The sequence below is a fragment of the Arthrobacter sp. 10L430 genome (assembly GCF_056395245.1).
On record NZ_JBFTJD010000005.1, the window covers coordinates 251,287 to 274,836 of the forward strand.

At 64.8% G+C, this 23,550-nt stretch carries 20 protein-coding genes; 3 read left to right on the top strand and 17 right to left on the bottom strand.

Annotated elements, in window-relative coordinates:
- Window positions 1-5 precede the first annotated feature (5 nt).
- From AC1DDG_RS07675 to AC1DDG_RS07695, 5 genes are all read right to left on the bottom strand, one after another.
- The gene (locus tag AC1DDG_RS07675; RefSeq protein WP_230118074.1) at window positions 6-1,268 is read right to left on the bottom strand and encodes a MinD/ParA family ATP-binding protein; all 1,263 of its coding nucleotides are present in this window, start codon (window positions 1,266-1,268) and stop codon (window positions 6-8) included.
- Window positions 1,269-1,426: 158 nt separating this feature from the next.
- The gene (locus AC1DDG_RS07680; protein ID WP_230118075.1) at window positions 1,427-1,702 is read right to left on the bottom strand and encodes a hypothetical protein; all 276 of its coding nucleotides are present in this window, start codon (window positions 1,700-1,702) and stop codon (window positions 1,427-1,429) included.
- A 204-nt stretch (window positions 1,703-1,906) separates the two neighbouring features.
- Window positions 1,907-2,272, bottom strand: coding sequence for a hypothetical protein (locus tag AC1DDG_RS07685; protein ID WP_230118076.1), 366 nt, complete (start codon window positions 2,270-2,272; stop codon window positions 1,907-1,909).
- 420 nt (window positions 2,273-2,692) lie between these two features.
- A complete protein-coding gene (locus tag AC1DDG_RS07690) occupies window positions 2,693-3,106 on the bottom strand; it encodes a YegP family protein (RefSeq protein WP_354962134.1) in 414 nt (137 codons plus the stop codon).
- 127 nt (window positions 3,107-3,233) lie between these two features.
- Window positions 3,234-3,845, bottom strand: coding sequence for a TetR/AcrR family transcriptional regulator (locus AC1DDG_RS07695; protein WP_476875564.1), 612 nt, complete (start codon window positions 3,843-3,845; stop codon window positions 3,234-3,236).
- Between the two features lie 573 nt (window positions 3,846-4,418).
- Here AC1DDG_RS07695 and AC1DDG_RS07700 point away from each other — a divergent pair.
- A complete protein-coding gene (locus AC1DDG_RS07700; RefSeq protein ID WP_476875565.1) occupies window positions 4,419-4,799 on the top strand; it encodes a DUF7793 family protein in 381 nt (126 codons plus the stop codon).
- Window positions 4,800-5,093: 294 nt separating this feature from the next.
- On the opposite strand, the gene AC1DDG_RS07705 is transcribed toward AC1DDG_RS07700, so the two are convergent.
- From AC1DDG_RS07705 to AC1DDG_RS07750, 10 genes are all read right to left on the bottom strand, one after another.
- Complete coding sequence (locus AC1DDG_RS07705) at window positions 5,094-5,705, bottom strand: carbonic anhydrase (protein WP_476875566.1); 612 nt, start codon at window positions 5,703-5,705, stop codon at window positions 5,094-5,096.
- A 979-nt stretch (window positions 5,706-6,684) separates the two neighbouring features.
- Entirely contained in the window at window positions 6,685-8,142 is a 1,458-nt protein-coding gene (locus AC1DDG_RS07710) for an FAD-dependent monooxygenase (protein ID WP_476875567.1), read from the bottom strand.
- 1,266 nt (window positions 8,143-9,408) lie between these two features.
- Window positions 9,409-10,041 carry a hypothetical protein gene (locus tag AC1DDG_RS07715; protein WP_476875568.1) on the bottom strand — a complete coding sequence of 211 codons (633 nt, stop codon included), beginning with the start codon at window positions 10,039-10,041 and terminating at the stop codon, window positions 9,409-9,411.
- 27 nt (window positions 10,042-10,068) lie between these two features.
- Entirely contained in the window at window positions 10,069-10,809 is a 741-nt protein-coding gene (locus AC1DDG_RS07720; protein WP_476875569.1) for a hypothetical protein, read from the bottom strand.
- Window positions 10,810-11,060: 251 nt separating this feature from the next.
- Complete coding sequence (locus AC1DDG_RS07725; RefSeq protein WP_476875570.1) at window positions 11,061-11,615, bottom strand: RES family NAD+ phosphorylase; 555 nt, start codon at window positions 11,613-11,615, stop codon at window positions 11,061-11,063.
- A complete protein-coding gene (locus AC1DDG_RS07730; RefSeq protein ID WP_476875571.1) occupies window positions 11,616-12,134 on the bottom strand; it encodes a hypothetical protein in 519 nt (172 codons plus the stop codon).
- 45 nt (window positions 12,135-12,179) lie between these two features.
- Window positions 12,180-12,332, bottom strand: coding sequence for a hypothetical protein (locus AC1DDG_RS07735; protein WP_476875572.1), 153 nt, complete (start codon window positions 12,330-12,332; stop codon window positions 12,180-12,182).
- A gap of 388 nt (window positions 12,333-12,720) precedes the next feature.
- Entirely contained in the window at window positions 12,721-14,472 is a 1,752-nt protein-coding gene (locus tag AC1DDG_RS07740; RefSeq protein WP_476875573.1) for an Ig-like domain-containing protein, read from the bottom strand.
- A 404-nt stretch (window positions 14,473-14,876) separates the two neighbouring features.
- Window positions 14,877-15,044: a hypothetical protein gene (locus tag AC1DDG_RS07745; RefSeq protein WP_476875574.1), complete on the bottom strand. Its 168-nt coding sequence runs from the start codon at window positions 15,042-15,044 to the stop codon at window positions 14,877-14,879.
- 73 nt (window positions 15,045-15,117) lie between these two features.
- Window positions 15,118-16,812, bottom strand: a complete 1,695-nt coding sequence (locus tag AC1DDG_RS07750) for a phospholipase C (RefSeq protein ID WP_476875575.1) — start codon at window positions 16,810-16,812, stop codon at window positions 15,118-15,120.
- A gap of 588 nt (window positions 16,813-17,400) precedes the next feature.
- Here AC1DDG_RS07750 and AC1DDG_RS07755 point away from each other — a divergent pair.
- A complete protein-coding gene (locus tag AC1DDG_RS07755) occupies window positions 17,401-19,461 on the top strand; it encodes a phosphocholine-specific phospholipase C (RefSeq protein WP_476875576.1) in 2,061 nt (686 codons plus the stop codon).
- A gap of 393 nt (window positions 19,462-19,854) precedes the next feature.
- A complete protein-coding gene (locus tag AC1DDG_RS07760) occupies window positions 19,855-20,766 on the top strand; it encodes an SMP-30/gluconolactonase/LRE family protein (protein WP_476875577.1) in 912 nt (303 codons plus the stop codon).
- 478 nt (window positions 20,767-21,244) lie between these two features.
- Here AC1DDG_RS07760 and AC1DDG_RS07765 read toward each other — a convergent pair whose 3' ends face one another.
- Together AC1DDG_RS07765 and AC1DDG_RS07770 are read right to left on the bottom strand one after the other, a co-directional pair.
- Entirely contained in the window at window positions 21,245-22,429 is a 1,185-nt protein-coding gene (locus tag AC1DDG_RS07765) for a cation:proton antiporter (protein ID WP_476875578.1), read from the bottom strand.
- A gap of 39 nt (window positions 22,430-22,468) precedes the next feature.
- Window positions 22,469-22,864 (bottom strand): hypothetical protein, encoded by a 396-nt coding sequence (locus tag AC1DDG_RS07770; RefSeq protein WP_476875579.1) that lies wholly within the window; start codon window positions 22,862-22,864, stop codon window positions 22,469-22,471.
- Window positions 22,865-23,550: the final 686 nt, after the last annotated feature.

The following is a 23,550-nucleotide window of genomic DNA, read 5'->3' on the forward strand; positions in this document are numbered from 1 at the left end:
CTGGCCTAGACGTAGCCGTCCACGATAGCCGCGGCAATTTCCTTGTATGACCGGCGCGTCCCTGCTGAGATCTTGTCCAGCGAAATGCGGTCCCCGTCGGCCACGCCACGGTCGTGCGGCACGGTGATGAGCCGCCGGCAGTAGCCGGCCAAGTGCTCTTCAATGGCGCGTTTGTTTACGCGGTTGGACACCTGGTCCTTGTCCGTGACCACAACGATCGCGTTCCGCGCAAGATTTTCATAGCCGTGTTCGGCCAGCCACTGCAGCGTGTTCCTGGCGCGCTTTGCTCCGCTCACGGCATAGCCGGACGCGATCACCAGGTTGGTGGCCTCCGGCAGCACCCCCGCCATCGCGGGATGGGAGACGCCGGTGCCGCAGTCCGTCAGGGTGACCGAATAGTACTGTGACACGAGCTTCTTGATCTTGAGGTATTCGTCGGCGGTCAGTGCGTCCGACAACGCAGGATCCTGCTCACCGGCCACGAGGTGCAACCGGTTCGCGTGGTGCATGTAGTCGGTCAGGGCGGTCAGTGAGCTGATGGCATCGATGTCACGAACGATGTCCGTCACGGTTCTGGGCTTGACCTTCTGGTAAAGCATCTCGCCCAGGGCGCGCTCGGCGAGGTCCCCGCTGTCCGGGTTGGCGTCGATGGCGCAGGGGTGGTCGCCCCTGTACTCGGCCAGGATCATCCCGACACCCACCGTGGTGGACGTCTTGCCGATGCCTCCCTTGAGGCTAAGGACGGCGGTGTTGAAGCTGCCGGACAGTGGCCGGGCGATCCGGCGTTCCAGTTCCGCCTCGTCCTGGTCCTTGGCACTGGGGCCCAGGTTCACGAACCCGCCGGTGGCCGAGTACAGGACGCCCCTGACTCCGCTGGTTGGCCGCGGACGGTCCGGCCGGACGAACTGGGTCTCAATGTGGCGCGCTCCGTACGGCGAGGGTTCTCCCGCGGCGCCGGGCGCTGTGTCCATGTCCGGCCGAGGAGCCGGCTGCTCGGTGCGCGGGAAATCCTCCCGCGCAGCAGGCAATACGGCCTCCGCGACTGGTTCTGCGGTGCCATCGGCCAGCACCCGGAACCGGCCCTCTTGGCCATTGGTGTGGTCTACGGCATGTGCAAGCGCCGGCGAACCCGAACTGCGGGCGTACTCGGCGAGGACTGCAATGGCCGCTGAGTACGGGTCCATTCCGTCAGGAGGAGCGATGGGCTCCCCGCCAACTGTTACCCTGCCATCGACGAATACCTCGACGCGTGTGGCCCCCAGATCCATCACTTCACTCCTCAAGTACTGCGTCCGCCACACGGCGCCGCCCCAGCGATACTATCCGGTGCCCGTGGGCGGGGTCATGTCACGGCCGCGTTTTCGGGCTTTCCGGCCACAAACAAGGAACCCCGGACCTGTCTGGTCCGGGGCTTGCGTTGGCGCTGCTAGCGCTCGATGGTGACGCTGAGATCCAGGTGGATGTCATTGTCGGCCACGAGGCGGTCCTCGAGGTAGCGGGCCAGACTCGCATCGGTTACGGTGTGCTCACTTTGCGGGATCGCACCGCGAAAAAACGCCTTGGTGTTTGTGGACTTCACGACATCCAGAGGCGCCCAGCCTCGGTGGCCGGCGGTGAGCCGCTCGATGTCGGTCCGGAAGGACCGTTTGTGGCCCTCTTGGACGGTGGCGTGCATGGTGAACGGGATAAAGGCGGTGGGCAAGGGAATCCTTTCATGAGGGCAGCCAGTCTTCGGTGCCCCACACAGAACAAGGCATTCGCAGGTTCTGCTATTCCCCCGGGGCAGCCAACGAGTCCGATGTCACTACTCCGGTTCGGAAGTTTCCTTCTCACCTTCACCGCGGCGGGGCACAGCAACCACGCCTTCGCGTTTGTAAACGACGGCGTCCTCACCTGTGGAGTGCCCCTAGTCAGTGGAGTCCACATCGCGAGCATCTTCGCCGCCGTCGGAATCTCTGTACCGCATTTCAGCAACCCTGTCCCGGGCATCCTTTCGAACCTCGGCGAATTTGATGACCGAGGAGTCAGAATTGGCGATCAGGTCTGTGAGGCGCGCGACGATGAGACTCCCTTCGAGCTGGTCCTCAACGTAGACCAGGGTGACGGGGACTGCCCGCCCTATGTCAGCAATGACTTCGCCCTGGTCCGGGGTGGCATAGTCCGGCCTGCCGGTCGTCCTCGTCAGAAAGATCCGCTCTTCGCGGTTGAGATAGGCAATCCGGTCAATCCTGGCAACGTTGATGGCATCGGTGGCTGTCTGGAGTATGCGCATGGTGACCCCTCTGGTGATGCTGAAAGGCTACTCGTGAGAGTGTCTGGTCGCGAGAGGCACGCAGAAAATGAGTACCGCCACCGCAGGCGAACGGCACGGGCCGCCGGATTCACTCGAGGGCTTGGGGCTGCAGACAGCCGGCATTCCGCAGCCCTAGAGCTCCGCTTTGATCATCGCGGTCCTGGCCTCCGTCTTCGTGCCCCTGATCCGTGCGGCAATGCTGGAAGCGCGTCAGCTCCGCAGCGAAGGGATCGACAAGGGCGACGCCGGCATGAGAGGCACCACTTCTCGGCCGCTTAGGCCTGCAATTCGCCCCTGTACCCTTGCCGCGGCGATCATCCGGCGGCCTTTCAGCTCCTTCGCCTTGCCGGCAGGGAGGTCCACCCGCTGTCTCATTGCGCCCTGCTCCACCACCTGAGGTCAGGTGACGGAATGCCAGCGGCGTGAACCGGCTCGTTGCAGAGTCGCCCTGGCGGTGACCGCGCTGTCAAACGAAGGATCTGGATGCGCCCGGAGCTGGCCAACCACGGTGCGACCGGATTGTGCCCGAAGGAGCCGAAGCCTGCGCCGGAACGGCTCCCCGCGATGCCCTGAGGACATGTCCCGGATGAGGCCGGTCCCGGCAACCTCCCTAATGAGACCAATGCCGGCCGCCGCCCGTCGCTTCGTCGGAAAGGTCTCTGATACGGCCAGGATTTCCCCCGACGGCCCTCGGAGCCGAGTGCGGAATCCTCCGTCAGGGGCATCAATAATTTCAAAGTACCCGGACATGTTGCGCCTCCGTTTCTGCTGTTTGGAGAGGACGGGCGGGGTCGGCTGTCCGCTCTCGGCCATGATAAGTCCGGGTTCGGGCAGCAACAATGAGGGTTGGCCGGCAGTCAGTCACCAGGAGGGGGCCTTTAGGAAAGACGGGGAACTCCCCCTCAAGTACGCGGGTACTTCCAGACCCCCTGCTCTTCCGTCAGAGCGTGCAGCGGCGGTGGCGCTGGATGAGACACTTGGCCATCTGCCGGGCGAGTTCGGCGGCCCCCTCATCGCCTTCCATGGCGGAGATAACAGAGCCCTTCAGCAGGAGGTGCCATGCCCGCGCGAACACATCGGAGTGCTCCAGCCCTGCGTCCTTGGCCAAGGTCTGGACGTGTCCTCGGATCCTGGCCAGGTATTCGACACTGGCACGGCCCAAGGGATGGTCAGGGCCCATTTCCATGAGGACTTTGATAAACACGTTGGATTCGTAGCCGCCGCTTCCGAGCCAATCAGCAAAGACGTCGAAGATGACCAGCAACTCTTCCTCCGGGGTCCCGCTGCGGCGCTGTGCCTCGGCAACGACCTCCGCGAACCAGATCTGGTCCCGTAGAGCCAGAACTGCCAGGACCAGATCGTCCTTTGACGGGAAATGCCGGTAGAAGGTCGACTTCGCAACCCCGGACGACTCGATCAGTTCGTTGACGCCGACATCCCGGATACCCCGCCGGGAGAACAAATCGTAAGCTGTGCCGAGGATACGATCCACAGTGCCGACCGTGGGCGGCCCCGGAAGCGACATGCCGTGCGGAACCTCTGCTGCGGTCATGATCCAAATGTCCTAGGTCCGCGGCGTCGATGCAGGGCCGAAAAACTCCGCTGGTCCGCCGATCTCTTGCAGATGATGGCGGCTATGGTGCGCCGCAGGATCATGGATCCGGGGTTGTCGGTGAGCCATTGCAGCGCCGAGACGCTGGGCATGTCCCAGTTACCCCTGATGCCTATCGACATTGATGCTGCCTTCCTGGGCCGGGCTGCATATCGCCCATACAGGCGACTGGATGGCGCCCAGCGTACGCCCGGACAGTGGGTTGGGAAAGTGACCCCGCCGCGCCGGATCATTCGACCCGTCCCGCACATCATGACCGGATTGACCTTAGACGAAATCTCTTGGCGGATTTCGGACCACTACCGCTCTGGCAGACTTCCTGCTGGGTTCGTGATGGCGGCGTAACCACCCAGAGGAATCGCTCCGCACTGCGACTTGTCTGACGCAAAATAGCAGTAGGCTGAGCAGGTCAGGCCACGGGGGTGAGCGGAAGACGCGTATGCGTTATGCCGCACCTGACGAGCGTCCCTGTGCGGCCAAACTAACTCGCCACGTGATGGGACCCAAACACGAATGCAATCACTCCAGGACACCGCTGCCGCCAATGTTGGCGTGGATCTGATCAGCGAAGGAATCGTTCGGATCACCCTGAAACCTGGGGCACGAATGACAGCGGAGGATGGAGCCGCTGCCAGCGAAGGGCTTCTGGCGCTCATGGGCGGGGAACCCTCGGTCGTACTGCTCCAAATCACCGGCGTCGGTTCCGTCAGCAGAGAGGCGATCAGCGTCTACAGCGAAGCCGCCACCGTCAGGGCCTTCGCCATTCTCGGCGCCACGCCCGTGGACAGGGTCATTGCCCACGGCATGCTCGGCCTCCCCAAGCCTCCATGCCCCACCGAGTACTTCACGGACGAGCGCGAAGCCATGCGCTGGCTGCACGGTCACCGACCGTGACCAGCGGCCGCAGTCAGCGTGCCCACGGCAGCGTGATGTCAAGTAGACGGTCTGCGTTGAGAGAGAACTGGGTCAGCTGCCGCTGCAGCGGCGCGTGCGGGCGGGTAGGGCCTTTCGCGTGGAGTCCTTCCGCGCCTGGACGCTCTCACCAGCGGAGGACTGAAATAGGTCGCGGAGGGCCCGCTCAGGACCAGAAGCGTTTCCGCGAACGCGTACCGAGCCGTTTTTCAGTGCTTCAATGGACTCGATTTACTAGCCGTATCCGGCCACCGGGATGCGCAGGGTCCGCCAGCTTTAGAGGACGCCAGATGTGGAGACGAGCTGCGCCCGGCCTTCTTCGAGCCGGTACGCGACGCCGATGACCGCGGTGGAGTAATCGTCCACGGCGTCGAAGATCACCCGTGAACTGTCCAGCAGCCGGCGCACGGTCTGCTTGGCATGTTCGACGACCATGTCGTTGACGTCCGTCTTGTCCTCGCGCAGCGAGCTCAGCACCGACGGTGTGATCCGTTCAACCAAGTCGCGTATGTGGCCCTGGGGCACCTCCCCCGTTTCCACGGCGTCTTTCGCGGCCGTGACGGCGCCGCAGTTGTCATGGCCGAGGACAACGATCAGCGGGACGTGGAGCACCGAGACACCGTACTCGATCGAGCCGAGAACGGCGTCGTCGATTACGTGCCCGGCAGTGCGCACCACGAAGACGTCACCGAGACCGACGTCGAAGATGATCTCTGCGGCGAGACGGGAGTCCGCGCAGCCAAAGATGACCGCGAACGGGTTTTGGGTGTTCACCAGTTCGCTGCGCCGGGAGGCGTTCTGGTTCGGGTGCAGTGAATCTCCCGAGATAAAACGCGCGTTGCCTTCAAGTAGGCGCTGCCATGCATCGTACGGGCTGATTCTGCTCACCCTGCTTACTTTACGGGGGCGTCCTGACTCATATGGGGAAGTATCGCTTCCGCGGCCGGGTTAAGGGGTCTGGGTCGGACTGCTAGGCGATAGGGGCGGGACCCGCCCTGCAGAATGCCGGTGGCGTAAATCCGCAGCGTCGGTCTCACCTGCGCAGGCGAGTAGCCAGGCACGCACAAAGTCAGGTATTGGCCACTGGTGCGGTGCCCGGGCGGCCAGTGTTGAATTGAAGGTGAAGCAGCCCTTCATGCCCCGCCGCGGGGGCTCAGCGGCTGCTTCACCACTTCCCGAGCACGGTGCGTTCGGGCTTTGACCGGGGCGGGCGACGAACTGAAGCCCTCTGAGACCGGGGCTTTGGTACCCCAGTCGTCGCTGGCCCCTCGGGCTGAGGATGCTTGGGCACTCCTCGTGGCCCCGACGGCTGCCCTTATGCCTGGTAGGCAGGGTCGATTTCGGCCGCCCACCCTCGCGTCGAAGGCACCTGTGCTGACGAGGTTCGGGCGCAAGGTAGTTGAGCCGCCAGCCCTGCCTCGGAACTCCGGCTGTTCCGGTTCCGTCGGAGCGGCACCTTTCGCCTGGGCACGTTCGGCCTCCCGGCGCTCCGCCCGGTGCAATGTCAAGCCGACGGCGGCCGGCGGCGACTGCGCCGCGGGTCACGACGGCCGGGTTCCACGCATCGGCTTCGGCCAGCTTCACCGGGCCGTTGTTTGCGCTGCGGCGCTTGAGCTGCCAGATGGGCGTGAGACCGATAGCCGTCCAGAGCAGCAAATCAGGACACCCGGCGAACTCGACCAGGGGTGCCGAGAGGTCAGGATACCGGTCGGCAGTGGGCCAGATACCGGCCATCAGCTCATACGTGTTTTGCGCATTCGAGCACCGCCGGTGGCGGCGAAAGGCGGCGTGGCCGTCGTCGTACCTTCCAGTCAAGCACTCCCGCATCAGGTGCAACAAAGCGGAAATGCCGGTACTTCGCGGGGTGTTAATGCCGCGCAGGTCCGAACCAGCCGGCCAGCGCATCCTCCAGCCCTGGCTGAGTCCCGTCTCCCGTCCACGCCACATGCCCGTCGGGCCGGATCAACACGGCCGCAGGAGCGCTGACTGAACCGATCACCGGAAGCTCCCACCCGCCGTCGTACGTGGCGTCCACCAACTGCACCCGATCCGCCCAGGGCCCCGGGTCGATGCTGCCCGGCGCGCCGAGGTTGAGCAGCACCGCACGGGCATCGTGCAGGAGGGTGAACACGCGCAGGGGGCCATTGGCCGTGACGACGTCGAGATCGGGCATACGGCGCCCGAGCAGCGGGTGCCCCTCACCGAGGTCGTAGCGGAGGTCCAGGCCGGAAATGAGTCCGCCCAGCCGCTTCCGTGCCTCATCGATCGTCAGCAGGCCGGCCACCGTGTCGGCCAACGCGCCGATGCGCGGGTCGGCCCGCTGCATGATCGACTGCGCCATCGTGTGCTTCAGCGCGCGGGCCCCGGCGGGGTGCCGCTCGGCGTGATAGGTGTCCAGCAGGCTGTCCGGCGCGATGCCCTTGACCACCTGGGCGAGCTTCCAGCCGAGGTTCACGGCGTCCTGGATGCCGAGCCCGATCCCCTGCCCGCCCGAGGGAGCGTGGATGTGCGCGGCGTCCCCGGCCAGCAGCACGCGGCCGCTGCGGTAGGCCGCTGCCTGCCGCGTGGCGTCGGTGAACCGCGAGATCCATGTCGGAGTGTGGACACCGAAGTCGGTGTTGTAGACCTCGGTCAGCGCCTTGCCAAGGTCAGCCAGGGTGGGCTCGATCGCCGGTCCAAGTTGTTTCTCGGTCACGATCACCCGCGTGGTTCGCCCGTCCTCCATCAGGTGCAGTCCGTGGATCCCCACCTCGTCGATGCGGATGCCCGCCGGCGTCTCCTCGGTCACCTCCACTTCGGCGATCAGGCTGCTCCTCGTCGCATCCCAGCCGGGGAAGTCGATGCCGGCCGCCTTGCGGACAGCACTTCGCCCGCCGTCGGCGCCGACCAGGTACAGCGCGCGCATCGGCCCGCCGTCGGCGAGATGCACGTCGACCCCGCTGTCGTCCTGGGCGAAGCCGGCCACCTCGAGACCCCGGCGGACAGGCACACCCAGCTCCTCGATCCATCCGGCCAAGATCCTCTCTATATGGTTCTGCCACAGGCCAAGCGTGTAAGGGTGCCGCGTAGGAAAGTCACTCACGTCCAGCATCGTTTTCCCGAAGAACGCCGCCTGGACGGGCTTGCCCTCGGCGAGGAACCGGTCGGCAATCCCGCGCTGATCGAGGATTTCGATCGTCCGCGAGTGGAACCCGCCTGCACGCGAGCCCACCAGTTCGGGCGTCGGGCGGCGCTCCACAATCGCCGTATCCACCCCCGCCAGCGTCAGCTCACCGGCCAGCATCATCCCAGTCGGACCGCCTCCGGCAACGATCACTTCAACCATCTCAACCCCCGCCTCTCCAAGCCTTTTCCGTGCACCTTTTCAGGGCCCGTCCGAGCCAGTTTGCGGCATGACGGGGGCCTTGCCGCAAGCCCCCGTGTACGCGATAAATTGGAAGTGGCAACACACAGCGCCAGCAGGCACGAGAGGCACGGCCGTCGCATCCTCCGGTCGACGCTCGTTCAGCGGTGTGGTGCCCACCTGGCCAATACCTCCACCGCAAAAGGCCCCGGGTGTGATTGGCAATCCGCGAAGTCCGCTCTTCGATCATCCGGTTGACGGTCTCATCGTCAGGGCAGGGCCGGTCATCGAACGGGCATTGGCCGGAGCCGGGTAGTCCCCGAGGCCCTGAATCACTTCCACACACATGGTGCAGAACGTGGTCGCTTCGGGCAGAATCACCGCCGCTGGTTCCTCGTAGCCAAACTCGGCTTTGCGCCAATCCAGGGCCCGGCAGCAGGCCGAGGTTGCATGACTCTTGGCAGATGTAAACGGTTCTTGAGCAAACCTTGACGAAAGGCGGATCGACACTTGATGGGCGGGAGGAAGACTGGGCCAAGGCTTAGCCGGTTTGGTGCCCGCGTTTGTCCGGGCGGTGAGCGGCAAGCAGCAGGGAGCGTTTTTCGTTCACGAAAGCCGGAATGAATTCCGGCGCTAGCAAAGGGGGTCAGCAATGCCAGTCCGGCCAACGACCATCACAAACAGCCTCTTCGAAGACAAGCCGAAGACTCAGTTCCAGCTCTTCGACCTGCCGCAGCACGACGCTGCCCCACCGACGGTCGGGCCTGATGAAGAGTCTGTTCCCCCACGCGCGGCGTTGAATCTTCCCGACATCTTCCCCCTTTACCCTTTTCTCTGAAGCGGAGCTACCGGAAAGGGGCCGGCGGCCGGCGGCCAGCCCGGATGATCAGGTCATCAGGCCGACCCCCACGTCAACGCGTTCCAGGATGGTGCCCTTGCTGATCTCCGCGGCGCGCTGGTAGCCGACTTCGGCCCGCCACACTTACCGGTTCTCCATCCAGCGCCACCGCAGCGGTTCCCTGCATCTTGTTCCGCGGCCGCTTTGGCAGCGTCAAGGCTCTGCAGGGGTCCCACCCGGTCGGCAGGGTGCGGCCCCACCGTCAGGCGAGAAACCCGCGTCCAGGTCACCGGCCGGTGGATCGCGGCGTGCAGCCTGGCCCTGGTGCTGCTCCGCACCATATTCGACGTCCTGGACGTGATGGGGCGGTGAGGGCTAGATGCCTCGAACAGAGCCTTGAAGCCGAGACGTCATGTGAGGCCCTGCAGCGACTCTCCCGGCACTACTTGGGCGCTTGAGTAGTGAACCCAGTCGTCGCTCCGGCCCTCCCGGAAGAGTCGGTGGGCTGCGGCTTGGCATTCCTGCATGTCCCTCCGGGAAGACTGAGGTCCATGCCCTAGAGCTTCACCCAACTGCTTCCACCCGACACGGCGCGTCGCTCCCGGTTCTGTCATCACTTCGTACAGGGTGTGACCACGCACGAGCAGCCCCTTGCGGACCGGAGCTTCAACTTGGCGGAAGTACGCGTATCCATTGGCGAACATGGAGTTCCCGATTTGCTTGAGCAGGGGCGATAGGGGTGCTTCACCACCATTGGCAAAATCGGTCAGCCTCTGAAGCAGCTCCTGATATTCCTGGTCCAGTACCTCATCAAGGGATCCGTCCTTCTTCTGCACGTACACGTCACCGAGGCCGCCGCTGCCTCCCCTGAGTGTTGTGCGGACCCACTCCCGAGCATCTTCCACGCCCTGATCTGAGCGATCAGATCGAAGTTCCACCGCGAGGGATTCATAATTCTGGGCCAATTGCGGCTGGCTGATGAGTCTGAGCAGGCCCGCGAACTTAAGCATGTCGAGCGTCAGGGCGTTTACATCGGTAGTCATCTCTGTCTCCATTCCGGGGTGCTTGCTCTAGACGCTAAGGCGCAGGTCGAATGCAATCGGGTCGGTGTTCCACTCCCGCCTCAGCGACTGAGGCTTCGGAGTCTTTAGGAAGTCCTCCAGCGCCGCCTCGACAGGTCCAATGTCGTGTACGAATTGCGACGGGATGAAACCCTTCATCCGGCCCATCGGCACTTCCACCGACTCATCTGAGGCATGTCCGGTCCGGGACAGGATCGCCCAGGAGTTCTCATCGTCGGCATCAGGATTCCGGTGGCATACCAGCTTCGATGGCAAGGTCCCGGCGACCTCGAAGCGTGCTGAGCCGTGCTCAACGACGACTCGCGCACGCTTGTCCCCGTCCAGGGAGTGCAGCGCTTCCTGGGCTGCCTTACGCGCCTCGGTCAACGTGCCCATGCCCCGACCGTTGACGGTCCACTCGGACTGCACCTTTGGCTGGACGACCGAAAGCCGCCAAGCAACACCAAATTGCGACCCGGCAACGTATCCGCCCATCCACATGAGTCCGGGCTGCCCCAGCAGGAGGCCGACGACGAGGAACGATGCAAGGAGCAGGAAGTTGAGCCATACCCAAGGTACGCCGAAGCGGAACAGGTAGATGCTCACCGCCAATCCGGCAAGCAGGGGCCCGATGTCATCTGACACCTGTGCGTTTTTGCCGAACAGCATGAGTGCAACAGTCCCGATCAGGACTACCGCGCCAAAGATGGAGTAGTACCAGATCTCATTCCGGGTTTTGTTCCCCGCCATATTGTTCCTTTTTAGCCAGCTCAAAGGGATTTCAGTCCCGGATCTTGTCTTCAAGATAGTTGGTTACCCATTCGTGGAGCCGGTCGGTGTTGGGACCAAGAGAACTTTCCGGTCTTCGCGGAGGACTCGAGTGATGCCGTCAATGCGAGCTGCTCCACGTGTCCCCTCGGTTGGTCCTCATCAGGAACAAGCGCAGACGGCGGGCCTGGCGGTGCTTCAGTGGCTCACCGTCGTGCATTCCTTGGACCGGCCTAGCTGATGACTCGCCTGATAAGTGCAGCTGCCTCCTGAACGGCATCATGGGCCATGGTCAGTGGTTCCGGGTCGCCGGCCAGCGTCACCCCGGTAACGTCCCACAGACCGAAGCTTGCCCAGCGGGGCTCGTAGAAGGACCACCAGGAGAGGCCGGCGTAGTCGCCGGTTTCATACATGGACCGCGCCCACTGCTGGGTGGAGGCCCGGTCCCGGGGGACAACGTTGCTGGGCCGCAGGGACCAGTCCTGCAGCACCTCCGGGTCATCCAGATCCAGGATCGACGGATCTCCCTCGTACTTCACCAGCACTTTCCTCGTGCCGTCAGGTGTTCCCGGTGGCGGGGCCAGGATGTCAGAAGTCCAAACGGGGTACCGCCCGAGGGCTTCAGCCACGGCACCCTCAGCCGAGTCGCCGACGTAGAGCACCATGTATTGGTGGTCCGGGTCGTCCACCCGGCCGGCGCCCTGCCGCGGCCAAATGTAGAGCGGGTGCCCGTTCTCGGATGGGGAGGAAGCATCGGGGTGCCAGTTGAGTACGCGCCAGAACTCCACCTAGGCGAACGCTCCCTGTTCGAAGGCGCGGATCGCCTCGATCACCGGCGCTGCACCCTCGAGCCGGTACACGTCGATGGGGCGAGCGCGCAGGTGGGCGTCCTGGCCTTCCAGCCAGAGCTTGGCCTGGGCCGGGGTGAACGCGCTGTGCAGATGGCCCACGAGGGCATCGAGGTCCGCGAGCTGGGCGCGGTTCTCTTCGTTCGGCGCGTCCTGACCGGAGACCCACCGGCCGGGCCTGTCCTTATTAACTCCGAGGAGGGCCGCCACCGCGTTGTTGCCGAGCGCGTTCACCAGCCGCTGCGTGATGGCCTGCGGACCGTAGTCCGGCGCGTCCCTCAGACCTGCCAGGTTGACCGTGACCGCCTTCAGCGTCCTGTGCCGGGCCGGGGCGCGTCTGGGTGCCACGCTGAATCCTTTGGGAAGAAGGATGACGCCGTTCCGCATTTTGACCGGGGTCTCGCGGCCGCCGCCTTTCAGGATGACGGTCTGCTCCACGGCCTTCCGCTGCTTTTCCATAGGCCAACACTATCTGTTGGGCAGGGCGGCCGGAAGAGCTGCGGCTCAGTCGGTGAGCGGTTCCTCGCAGTCCGTGCATTCCTTGCGCCGACCGACCGTGTCTTCGGAGATGAGGATCAGCCCGGCGGGGTCGTTGTCCCATTTGCGGGCGACGACCGCACACCAGGCCGGGTGGTACAGCGTGCCGGTCCGCGTCACGTAGACCTGGCCGGGAGCCAGCCGCCGGGAGCGGTCCAGGCGCAGCCGGGTGGGATGGACCGGGATGATCGGGCCCAGGTCCTGGACGTCCTTGTAGATTTGCGTAGGGACCGTGCCGAGTAGCCTCCGTGGAGTCCTGGTCCGGACGGCCCCGCACCCGTTAGCGGTAGGAACCTGCCCTCGCCATCCAGGCTTCGGACAAAGTGTTCTAACCGGCGGAGTCGGCGTCGACTGTTCCTCGGCGGTCCCCGTTTTGGGCCGATGGGCCGCTGTCGGGGTCTGTCAGTGAGCTGCAAAGGCTTCTCGGTTTCCACACGCAGCCCCATGAGGTCGGCCCGGTACCCCTTGTCGGGGGGGTACCGGGCGGACGTCCTGCTACCTGGGTGCACTACCGGCCGGTGGTGAAGCTCCAGGAGCCTCCGGCGAGCGTGTTGCCGACGGCGTCCTTGATGCTTGAGGACATCGATGCCGTGTATCTCGTGTTGGCGGCCAGGGTCACGTTAGGGTTCAGTGTTGCCACCCGGGTGGAGACGTTGTAGCTGACCGCGTAGCTGACGAGCGCCCCGGTGGTGGCGTTCCTCAGCGCGAAGGTTCCGTTTGCGACACCGGTGACGGCCTCACTGATGGTGACCGTGACGTTGGCGGTCCGGCTGACACCGGTGGCGTTGACCGCTGGTGTCCTGGTGGCCATCACTGGCCTGGGCCCGGTCGTGAAGACCCAGGAGGACGGGGCCAGCGGGTTGCCCGCGAGGTCCGTGATGCCTGCAGTCAGGCTTGCCGTGTGCCGTTTGTCCGCGGCGAGGGTCGCCGTCGGGTTCAAGGTGGCAACGCGGGTCGCAGCGGTCCAGGTCACGGGTGCGGCAACGACGGCTCCGGCGGCGTTCTTCAGCGTGAAGCGCGCAGCGCTGAGACCCGAAATGGGCTCATTGAAGGTTGCCGTGACATTGCCCGTTTGGCTTACCGCCATGGAGTTAACTGCCGGGGCCTTCGCCGTCACGAGGGGCGCCACGGTATCGACCGTCACGGCAAGGGAACCGGCCGACATGGTTTCGGTTCCCCCGGCCGTGGTTTCGCTGGCCGTGATCGTGTGTCGGCCGTTGGTCAGAGCCGTGGTCGGGGTCAGCGAGAAGCTGCCATTCGCGGCGACCGCGGCCGTGCCGCTGGCCGCCCCGTCTACGTACAGCGTGGCGCTCGTGGAATCAGGGAGTGCCACAGCGCCGGTGAAGGTGGGGGTGACGTTGCGGGTGATGTTGTCCGCGGCGGAGCTGCCGGTGTCCGAAGCGGCAGTCATGTCGGGAATCGACGGACCCTTCGCCAGCGGCGCGGTGCAGGGGGCGGTGGGGCCTCCGATCTGACCGAACTCGAAGATCGTGTTTTCTGTCAGGAGGGCGGGGTTGCGGCCGAGCCACATCCCGCGGCTTTCGGAGTTGACGGGGTTCGATGCCCTGTCCGCATCGGAAAGACCATCGAATCCGCTGACGCCTGTGAGCCCTGTCCACGTGGCCGTCCAGGTGGTCAGGCCCGGGCCGTCGTAGGCCAGGGCGCCGTCGTCGCCGGCGGCGGCGCTGGCCCGGAGGGTGCGCTTGCCGTTGAGGACGAAGGACTGGTTTTTGGCCACGATGCGGGCCTCAAGCTGGTCTATGGGAATCTGTCCGCCGCCGGGGGCGACAGCCGTTCCCTTCATCACCACGGTGCCGGGTCCGGTCTTCGTGGCCTGCTGGGTGACGGTGACGTTCGCGGTGAAGGTCTCGTCCCCGACGGTGGGGGCGGTGAGAACGCGGACGACATCCCCGGTGCGGATGTCCGGTGTGACACCGTCCCAGCAACCTCCACCGGGGTGGTTGACTTCCACGAGACCGTCAAAGCCCGGCGTCCCGGGATCGTCCTGCGGGGTGAGGTTGGACGCGGTACCGATGACGGCCCCGCCACGAAGTACCTGAACAGTGGCCACATCGGTCCTGGCATACCCGGATGCTGAGACGAAGTCCCGGACCGGGAAAACAAGGATGGAATGCGGCGCGACCGGGACCGCGTTGATGGCGGCCAAAGCCGGCACTGCTGCGCTCTGCACCGCCAGGATGGCAAGCGCACCGGCGGCGAGACCGGCCGCCACCCGTTGATGGTTTCTTTCAGATTTCATGGAAAACTCCCCTCAGAAGCCCCAGACTTCACCGGGCCGAGTCCGGGCCGATGATGCACTCCGGTCCATGGCCGGCGTGGATGCCAGTATCGGGAAGCGACCCTGCGGAAACCTTTTACGAAAACCCCTGGCACCGCCCGAGTAGCGTCACGGACGCGGTGAATTCCTTGGAGTTTCGGAGGCAATTCTCAGGAAGGACTTTTACCTTGGACACCAGGCCCACCGAGTCACAGACTTGGCGGGCCTGACGCTAGGAAATGCCCCGTATTCCCTCCAAGGCCGCGGGGCTTTTCCTGTGTCCGCCCCCAGGCGGGTTTCGCCAGCCGCTACCCCGGACAGGGGCACCTTGCAGAAGCATTGGGCGACGGCCGGAGCGAGGGGCCCCGATTGGGTCCCCGTCCCCGTCAGCTCGGTACAAGGTGTGAGGCAGCAAGGCCATGGCGTTCGGCCTCGTCGGTGCGGGCGAGATGGTCCAGGGAGGTGGCGAGACGTGCATCCGGGTGCGAGTCCAGGGTGGCTTCGATGTGCGGCAGGAGTTCCTCCAGTTCAGTTCCGGGGTCGGGCTGGTGCACGTGCCTACCAGACAGCAAAGGAGGGGAGCCCGCTGGGCTCCCCTCCTTTGGCTTACCGGGTGTTGACAGCCTGCTATCTGCGGTTTGGCGTGCGGGTGATGGAGGCGACTGCGCCGGTCTGTTCGTTCAGCAGCACCTTGTCGTTGCGCTGGTGGTGGAAGTTGAACATGGCGGTCATCGACCCGGCCGTCGCATCAGCGGAGGCGTCGCCGATCTGACCCGTGCTCCAGTTGTCCTCGATGAAGCGGAGGATGGAGGCCTGGTCGGTTTCGGTGTGGTCGACGAAGTTTTTCCTCGCGTACGGGGAGATGACCACGAGCGGTTGGCGCGGGCCGGGGCCGCAGCGGTCGGCGTAGCCGCCGGACATAGGAACGCCCTTGGTATAGGCATTCAGGCACCAGGCCGCATCGTCAGGACTGTTGGAGGAGTTCTTCACCTTGGCCGCGACGTGGTCGTACCAGCCGTCGGAGTCGTCGTAGGCAAGCACGACGGCGGTGCTGCCCCAGTTCTTCGACTTCTGGATGGCGTTGAGCTGCTTGGTGATGAAGTTCTGCTCATCAACCGGATCAGAGTAGGAGGCGTGGCCGTCCTGGTAGTTCGGCGCCTTGAGGAAGGACACTGCGGGCATGTTGTCGCTGTTGACGACCTTGTCGAAATCGCTCACGTCGTACTGGTGGTTCGCCTGGCCGTTGTGGCCGATTTCCGCGTCGCTGGCCGGGGCCAGGTGGTGGGGGTTGGCCGTGGAGGCGTAGTACTGGAACGGCTGGTGGTGCGGGTTGTAGTCAGTGCTGGAGACCCCTGCGACATTCGAATGCGTAGCCCCGCAGGATGCCGGGCTCGTGCCTGAGGCTGCGGTCGTGGGCGTGAATCCGCCCTGGAACCAGCCCCAGCTCACTCCCTTGGCGTTGAGCAGGTCACCGATGTTCTTGCCGGTCATTCCGATGAGGTTGCTGCTTTTCGCGTGGCTGTTGTTCGAGCAGTCGTCATACACCGGGTCCGGGTCGTTGATAACGGTGCCCACGCCGTTGGCGTCCGGGACGCGCACGGCACTGTCACTGGCCGTCGGCGCCAGCAGCTGTCCCGCGGCCGTGAACTCCTTGGCGCCGTGGGTCTGGCCGGAGACCAGGTTCAGCGCGCCGGGTGTGGAGGGGCCGAAGACGGTGCTGAAGTGGTTGTCGCTCATGGAGTAGTTCTGGGCGTAGTTCCAGATCCCGGTGACGGTGTTGCCGTCGTAGTAGTCCATGGTGAGGCCGGCACGGCCGTACTGGTTGGCGCCGCACGCGTCGCGGCTGGTGAACTCGACGAACTTGTCCATCAGGCCGCCGTTGTACGCCTTCTGCTCGGCGGTGTAGGTGTGGTCCTGGTCGCAGGTGACGGCCTGGGCCGGGCTGAGTCGGGCGGGCTGGACGGCGTTGGGGTTGTTTGGGGCGAGCAGTCCGTCATGGGCGAGGGTCGCGATGTTCTTCGGGGTGTCGGCCGCCGGAGTGAACCGGGCCGCGGCAGCGGCGGTGCCCTGCTGGGCTTCTCCCGCCGTGTTCGCCGCCTTGGGGTACGTGGCGAAGTAATGATCGAAGGAGACGTTTTCTCCAAAGATCACCACGACGTGCTTGATGGGCGTGCCGGTGCCGGACGGGTGTGCTTCCTTGGCGGAGGCCGGGCTGGCGCCGGGGCCCAGCAGGCCGCTGGTCAGGGTGCAGGCAGCGACGGCCGCGGCACCGGTGGCAAGAGCTATTCGCTTCTTGGGGAACCGCTTTGCTGGATGAGGCATGAGACCTTCTACTCGTTCCTTATCGGGAGCCGGCTCTGCTTGCCGGCCGTTAGGCAGGGGGCACCGGATCCGTCGCGCAGGATCCCGTCCCGACGCGATAAGGGACAGAGAACGCCCGGTGGACCAGGGGCATTGCGGCGCTGGTGGTTCGCTCGCACGCCGACAGTAAGTTGCCCAGGTAAACCATTCGTGAACGGCGGGCAACAAAGGAAAGTTCACTTAGTGTTGCCCCCGCGGTCGTGCGGCCGGGCCGGGCTGCAGCTTGCCGCACGGCGCAGCGGGAAGCCTGTCGGAATGAGGGATGGCGAACGATGCGGGCAACGGATTTCCGGTGATAGCAGTGTTATGGCCGCCCGGATTTGAGGGTTCTGGCGGGACGTGCTCCGGCGTTCCGGACGTTTACCCTGCCTCCATGTTCCGGTTACCCGCTGGTAATACCAAACCATAAGGCTGTGAGCAGCCGGGGCGGTACGCCCCGTTCCACGCAGCTACACTTCGCCCAGCGTTCGTCGCCGCCACCCACCTTAACCTGGCGCCGGAACACTTCCTCGGGGTTTTCACCAGTGACGCAAGCACTAGGAGCAGCTCATGCCCAACCTCAACCGTCGACACTTTCTTCAGCTCACGGCCGCCGGCGCCGCGAGCACCGCCATCGCCGAGATGCTCGGCGAGAGTATCGCCCGCGCCGCCAGCATTCCCGCCAACCGGGCCACGGGCTCCATCAAGGACATCGAGCACGTGGTCGTCTTCATGCAGGAGAACCGCGCGTTCGACCACTACTTCGGCACCCTCAAAGGCGTGCGCGGATTCTCAGACCCACACCCCGCCACCCTGCCCAGCGGCAAGAACGCGTTCTACCAGAACAACGGGACCAGAGACGTCCTCCCTTACCACCCGACCGCGCCCAACCTCGGCATGCAGTTCATGGAGGACCTCGACCACTCGTGGAAAATGACCCACGAAGCCTTCAACGCCGGCAAGTACGACAAATGGCTGCCGGCAAAGTCAGAGGCAACCATGGCGCACTACGAGCGGAACGACCTCCCGTTCCACTTCGCCCTGGCGGACGCGTTCACGATCTGCGACCAGTACCACTGCTCGATCCTCGGCCCGACCGACCCCAACCGCTATTACATGTTGAGCGGCTACACGGGCAACGACTACACGGGTAACGGCCCGGACCTGTGGAACGACGAGGCCGGATACTCCTGGAGCACCTACCCTGAAGAGCTCGAGAAATCCGGTGTGAGCTGGAAGGTCTACCAGGACATCGGCGAAGGCCTCGATGCCAAGGGCTACTGGGGCTGGACAAGCGACGCGTACATCGGCAATTACGGCGACAACTCGCTCCTGTACTTCAAGCAGTACCAGGCCGCGAAGCCCGGAAGCCCGCTGTACGAGAAGGCGCGCACGGGAACGAACGCCAAGGCCCGGGATGACCTTTTCCGCATCTTCCGCGAGGACGTTGCGGGCGACAAGCTCCCCCAGGTGTCCTATATCGCGGGCCCTGAGGCGTACACGGAGCACTCGAACTGGCCACCGAACTTCGGCGCCTGGTACACCGCGAACATCCTGGACATCCTCACCTCCAACCCGGACGTGTGGAGCAAGACGGCCGTGCTGTTCATGTACGACGAGAACGACGGTTTCTACGACCACATCGTTCCGCCGCACCCCAACACGCCGCAAATCCCAGGCGCCTCGACGGTCTCGACGTCCGGTGAATACTACGACGGCCGCAGGACTGCCGTGGGCCACGCTGACGCCCCGGGACACTTCGGCCTCGGTGTGCGCGTGCCGATGATCGTCGTCTCGCCGTGGAGCACGGGCGGCTGGGTGTGCTCGGAGACCTTTGACCACACCTCGATCGTGCGCTTTCTTGAGGCTCGGTTCGGTGTGAAGTCGCCGAACATCTCGCCCTGGCGCCGTGCGGTTTGCGGCGACCTCACAAGCGCGTTCGACTTCTCCGCCAGGGGCGGCGCGGCGCCGGCACTGCCGGACACATCTTCGTACAAGCCGACGGACCACAACCTCCACCCGGACTACGTCCCGACGCCACCGCCAGTGAACTCCATGCCGTCCCAGGAGAAAGGCACCAGGCCATCCCGCCCGCTCGGCTACATGCTCGACGTCCGGGCAACGGTCGCCGGCGGTAAGCTCGCCGCGTCCTGGACGAACCAGGGCACGCTCGGCGCGCACGTACAGGTCCGCTCCAACCTGCTCCCGGCAGCGCCCTACTCGTACACGATCGGGGCGGGCGCCTCACTGGACGCGACATGGCCGCTTGGGGACAAGTACGACGTGCAAATGCATGGCCCCGCGGGCTGGTACCGCCGCCTGGCAGGAACCACGGCGGCCAGCGACATCCAAGTCACAATCGCCGGCGACGGGACCGCCTCCCACGCGCGGCTGAAGATCACCAACGGTGGAACCACCCCCGCCACCCTCACACTGGTCGACGCATACGGAACCGGATCGCAGACGCTCACGCTCAAACCCGGCCAGGGCAAGACGGTCGTGATCCCGACCCAGGGCGGTTGGTACGACCTCACCGTCACTGCCGCCGCGGACACCGCGTTCGTGCGTCTCCTCGCCGGCCGGATTGAGAACGGCCGAACGCTCACAAGCGATCCGCAGCTCGGCCGCTGACCGGACCCGGGCGGGGGCCCACACCCCGCCCGGTTGTGGCTTCCTACCAGTCGGAAGTGCATGCAGGGAACTCAAGGCCTGATCAAAACCGGGCGGGCTCACCCGTTCCTCTGCAGATTGCCCCGACGTTGTAATGTCATCCATTTGGACACCTGACCAGAGCAGATCCTCGATCAGCCGACCGTTGTCGTCGCCTTTGGTCGACACCTTCACGTATCCGATGAGCGTGTTCGTCATGACTGCCTCGATGATCTCGCACTCCCACCGGCACCGACCGCGGGTTACGGCAAGCAAAATGAGCAGGTCACCGGGGGAAATCAGCACTTGCGCGTGCCGGTGGCTCGATCACTGACGACAAACGGGGAAACTAGACGGATCAAAGGAGGAAATCGTATGGGTCCGGAACTGATGACTGGCCGACTGGAGCGACTCTTCAATGGCACGGCGTGGGCCGAGGGCCCGGTGTGGGTGCCCTCGTCCCAGGCCGTGCGCTGGAGCGACATACCGAATGACCGCATACTCGAGTTCTCCTCCGCGGCGGGGATTACCCGGGAATACGCAACGGGAGTCGAGTTCACCAATGGCCGGACACTGGATACTGACGAAAGCGTTGTGCAGTGCAGCCATGGACAGCGCCGAGTTGAGCGCGACCGTGACGGGACTGTCACGACTCTGGTCGATTCCTTCGAGGGCAGACGACTGAACTCGCCCAACGACGTGGTGATCGCCCGAGACGGGACGATCTGGTTTACCGACCCGCCCTACGGGATCCTGTCCGGCACCGTGGAGGGACACGAGGGCGACCAAGAGTACGGCGGCTGCTATGTCTTCCGCTACGACCCGGCGACTGACACGCTAACCGACGTGATCAAAGACCTGGTCCACCCGAACGGTCTCGCCTTTTCGCCCGATGAGTCGGTGCTGTACGTCGCGGACACCGCTGGTCCAAGTCATAGCGTGCCACTGAGGATTGCAGCATACGACGTAGCTGACGGTACCTGCAGCCTCGCCGGCACCTTCATCGGGTTCGACGACGATCACCCCGCTGACGGCCTCCGAGTGGATGTGCAGGGCAGGATTTGGACTTCGGCGGGGCCCACGGTACAGGTCTACTCCCCATCCGCCAAGCTTTTGGCCACCCTTCCACTGCCCGAGAGGGCGGCAAACCTGTGCTTCGGCGGCCTGGACGGCCAGGATCTCTACATAACGGCAACCACCAGCCTGTACCGAATCCGTACCAACACACGGGATGCTGCCCAAAAGACGAACGCACCAGGCGGATCGGGTCTAGGCGCACGGAACTAACCCGTTGGTCTGAGGCCACAGGCTCGGTCACGGTAGCCAGCGCGGCCAGCAAGGGTCCGCTCCCCCACCCGACTTATCGCACGAGCGGAAGGTCGCTTACATTTTGGGTCAGAAGACTGGCAGCCAATATTACGTTTCATCCTTCGCCGCGAAGGCATCCGAAATGCCTTCCAGCATGCAGCGGGAATGACGACCCTCCGTGGTGTAGTGGAAACAAGACCGTGACCGTTTCCTTCCTAAACACTGAAGCGGACGTGGACCAGAGCTGCTCAGCTGTCACGACCGGGGAGGCCTCGAGGGCCGTCCTCGATCACCGAGCCGTCAATCGCTCCCTGCGTAAGCCAGGGCAACATCGAAAGGCGACGAGGTACGGGTGACCAGTGCAGGGAAGCTCCGTGGAGCACTTCTGACGTTCGGCTTCATGGCGGGCACGGTGGAACTGAGAGACTGGCGGAAGCCACCCCGTAGCTTAGGGGATCTACTCCGCCACGGTCGGGCCGCCCTCGGACGGCTTGCCCCCCGGCGCCGGGGCGGGCTGTGTAAACGTGCCGGCGGCTCGTGAGCCCGCGGCGGTGCTTGCCGCGATGCTGATGAGGGCTCCGAGGATCATGGCCGCGGCTTCTCCCGGTTCCAGCAAATGCAGTTGGGAGCCGATAGTGGCGGCGGCAACGGGCACTCCCAATTGCGATGCTGCAAGCACTGCGAGCGGCAGGGGCTGGCCGAGTAACCGCAGGCTTCCGTGGACCAGCAGGGTTCCCAGTCCAAGGCAAATCCCCAGGAGAATCATTCTGGGGCTTCCGGCGAGGGTGCGCAGATCGAGTGATGCGCCCAGCCAGACGAAGAACACCGGCCCTAGAAAGCCGTCGCTGACGGCGAAGAGTTGATGCGCCAGTCGCCGGGGTTCGCCCACGGCTGCGACCACCAGGCCGAAGGAGAACCCGGCGAGCATGATGGACACGCGGCCCGCGACGGCAAGCCCGGAGAGCGCGAAGAGCAAGGCAAGTTGGATCCTTAGTTCCAGGGCGAACTTCCGGTCCTCGGACACGTCATGTACCCGTCCCCGCGTGCCGCTGCGCTCCAGCCAGCGAAGCACAAAGAACAAAACCACAGCGCACGCCGCGACGACGGCTGCCCCGAGCGCTGCCCTCGGCGCATTGGGTGGGTCGGCAGCAAGCGGAAGCGCCACGATGCAGGCGATGTCCGCTACCGCCACCTGCGCCGTCGTCGTCAGGACCTTTGGTCCCGTCAGCCGCAGCGAATCGACGATCGGCAGGACCAAGGCGGCAGAAGAGGAAGCGAGCAGAACGATGTAAAGGGGAGCATGTCCGGTGCCAAAGACAAAGGCAATGACGGTTCCGACGGCGGCCGCGAGCACCGCGGCGATGCCGGCACGCAGGGCGCCACCACCCAGTGCGGCGCGGATGGCTCGGTCCCGCACGGGGACATGCGTCCCGGCGACGAACATGATGAGGGCGAACCCGACGTCGTCGGCAAAGGTGAACGTGGGATCCGAGGAATCCACCAGGCCCAAACCCGTGCGCCCGATGGCTATACCAGCCAGCAATTGCCCCAGCACCACCGGAAGGTGCCATGACCGGGGGAACGCCAGCAGCGGCCCGAGGAGCGCGACCGTGGCGATCAGCGAAAGCTGAAAGAACGACACGTTCCTCCTTCTGCCGGCAGTGCGGTTGACTTGTGATGGTTACCGGGGCGCGTCAGCCAGTTTGAGTGGAATGTCGGTGTTTTCGTCCGTGTAGTAGCTTGCGCACACCCGGTGGTAGCCATCAGCGACCTGCGGGGGAATGCCCCGGGCCAGGTCGCCCCTGACCATCAGGATGGGCGAGAGCTTCTTGCCGTCCTGGATTTTCTTCAGGTCCGAGGCCACATGGGCGTTGTCCTCGGGCAGCAACACCAGCCTCGCGGCCCGGAGAATGTCCTTGGCCTTGCGATGCTGGATGGGTGCGGCCATGAGCGATGCGACGATGGTGGCAACGACGTCTTCGGACTCAAGTAACGACAGATACTGCGCCGCGCCCGGATAGTCTTGCGCCTCGGGCTGCGGCAACCAGCGGACCTCGCCCTTGTTGTCGTCACGCATGCGTTGTGGTCCTTAACCGGCGGTATCGGCCCGCAAACATAGGCGGCACCGGCCGGGGGATCTTGGAAAGTTCCGTGCCGGGGCATCGCGGTTCTAATTCAAGGGCGAGGGCTTCCTCGCCGCGGGCCATCGCCCCAGGGCGGTTCGCGGAAAGGGCGGGCTTGAGTGGCCAGCTTAGGCGCCGGACCAGCGGTTTCGCGGGGCAGACCCGCCAGTCGTGGGCGATCACCGTTTCCTGCCCGTCCTGTTCGAACGTCCAGCGTCCAGTACCGTTCAGGTCGCCTTGTGCTGAGACCGCGCAGCCATGCTCCATGATGGGCCCGGTGACCGTGAACCTCCAGCGCAGGGTGTACGGCAGCCAACCCTTGGGGGCACGGAGAAGACGGCCTTTCCGGTGCCGTCCGGGTTTCCAAGATCCGGTGGCATGACGGTCAAACACCGGAGGGCCACCAACGGGCCAACGTCCCGACATCGGACAAAATATCCAAGGCTTCACGCGGGGTCCGCACGACCCGCCAGACGGCCAGAAATTCATAGTCTGTACTGCTCTCGGAATTTGCCGCCCACAGCTGCCTCCACGGCGCGGATGAATAGTGGGCTCACAGTACTCACCCCGCTGGACGTGGTCAACGACCTGGTGCCGCCGTGCTTCCAGCGATCGTCCAGGCCCTGCGCCCCGCCCGCTC

Excerpts from the sequence above, each read along its gene's own strand:
- AC1DDG_RS07770 (WP_476875579.1), bottom strand. The coding sequence starts at position 22,864 with ATGCGTGACGACAACAAGGGCGAGGTCCGCTGGTTGCCGCAGCCCGAG.
- AC1DDG_RS07755 (WP_476875576.1), top strand. The coding sequence starts at position 17,401 with ATGCCCAACCTCAACCGTCGACACTTTCTTCAGCTCACGGCCGCCGGC.
- AC1DDG_RS07685 (WP_230118076.1), bottom strand. The coding sequence starts at position 2,272 with ATGCGCATACTCCAGACAGCCACCGATGCCATCAACGTTGCCAGGATT.
- AC1DDG_RS07730 (WP_476875571.1), bottom strand. The coding sequence starts at position 12,134 with ATGGAAAAGCAGCGGAAGGCCGTGGAGCAGACCGTCATCCTGAAAGGC.
- AC1DDG_RS07720 (WP_476875569.1), bottom strand. The coding sequence starts at position 10,809 with ATGGCGGGGAACAAAACCCGGAATGAGATCTGGTACTACTCCATCTTT.
- AC1DDG_RS07695 (WP_476875564.1), bottom strand. The coding sequence starts at position 3,845 with ATGACCGCAGCAGAGGTTCCGCACGGCATGTCGCTTCCGGGGCCGCCC.
- AC1DDG_RS07750 (WP_476875575.1), bottom strand. The coding sequence starts at position 16,812 with ATGCCTCATCCAGCAAAGCGGTTCCCCAAGAAGCGAATAGCTCTTGCC.
- AC1DDG_RS07700 (WP_476875565.1), top strand. The coding sequence starts at position 4,419 with ATGCAATCACTCCAGGACACCGCTGCCGCCAATGTTGGCGTGGATCTG.
- AC1DDG_RS07690 (WP_354962134.1), bottom strand. The coding sequence starts at position 3,106 with ATGGCCGAGAGCGGACAGCCGACCCCGCCCGTCCTCTCCAAACAGCAG.
- AC1DDG_RS07675 (WP_230118074.1), bottom strand. The coding sequence starts at position 1,268 with ATGGATCTGGGGGCCACACGCGTCGAGGTATTCGTCGATGGCAGGGTA.
- AC1DDG_RS07710 (WP_476875567.1), bottom strand. The coding sequence starts at position 8,142 with ATGGTTGAAGTGATCGTTGCCGGAGGCGGTCCGACTGGGATGATGCTG.
- AC1DDG_RS07760 (WP_476875577.1), top strand. The coding sequence starts at position 19,855 with ATGGGTCCGGAACTGATGACTGGCCGACTGGAGCGACTCTTCAATGGC.
- AC1DDG_RS07740 (WP_476875573.1), bottom strand. The coding sequence starts at position 14,472 with ATGAAATCTGAAAGAAACCATCAACGGGTGGCGGCCGGTCTCGCCGCC.
- AC1DDG_RS07715 (WP_476875568.1), bottom strand. The coding sequence starts at position 10,041 with ATGACTACCGATGTAAACGCCCTGACGCTCGACATGCTTAAGTTCGCG.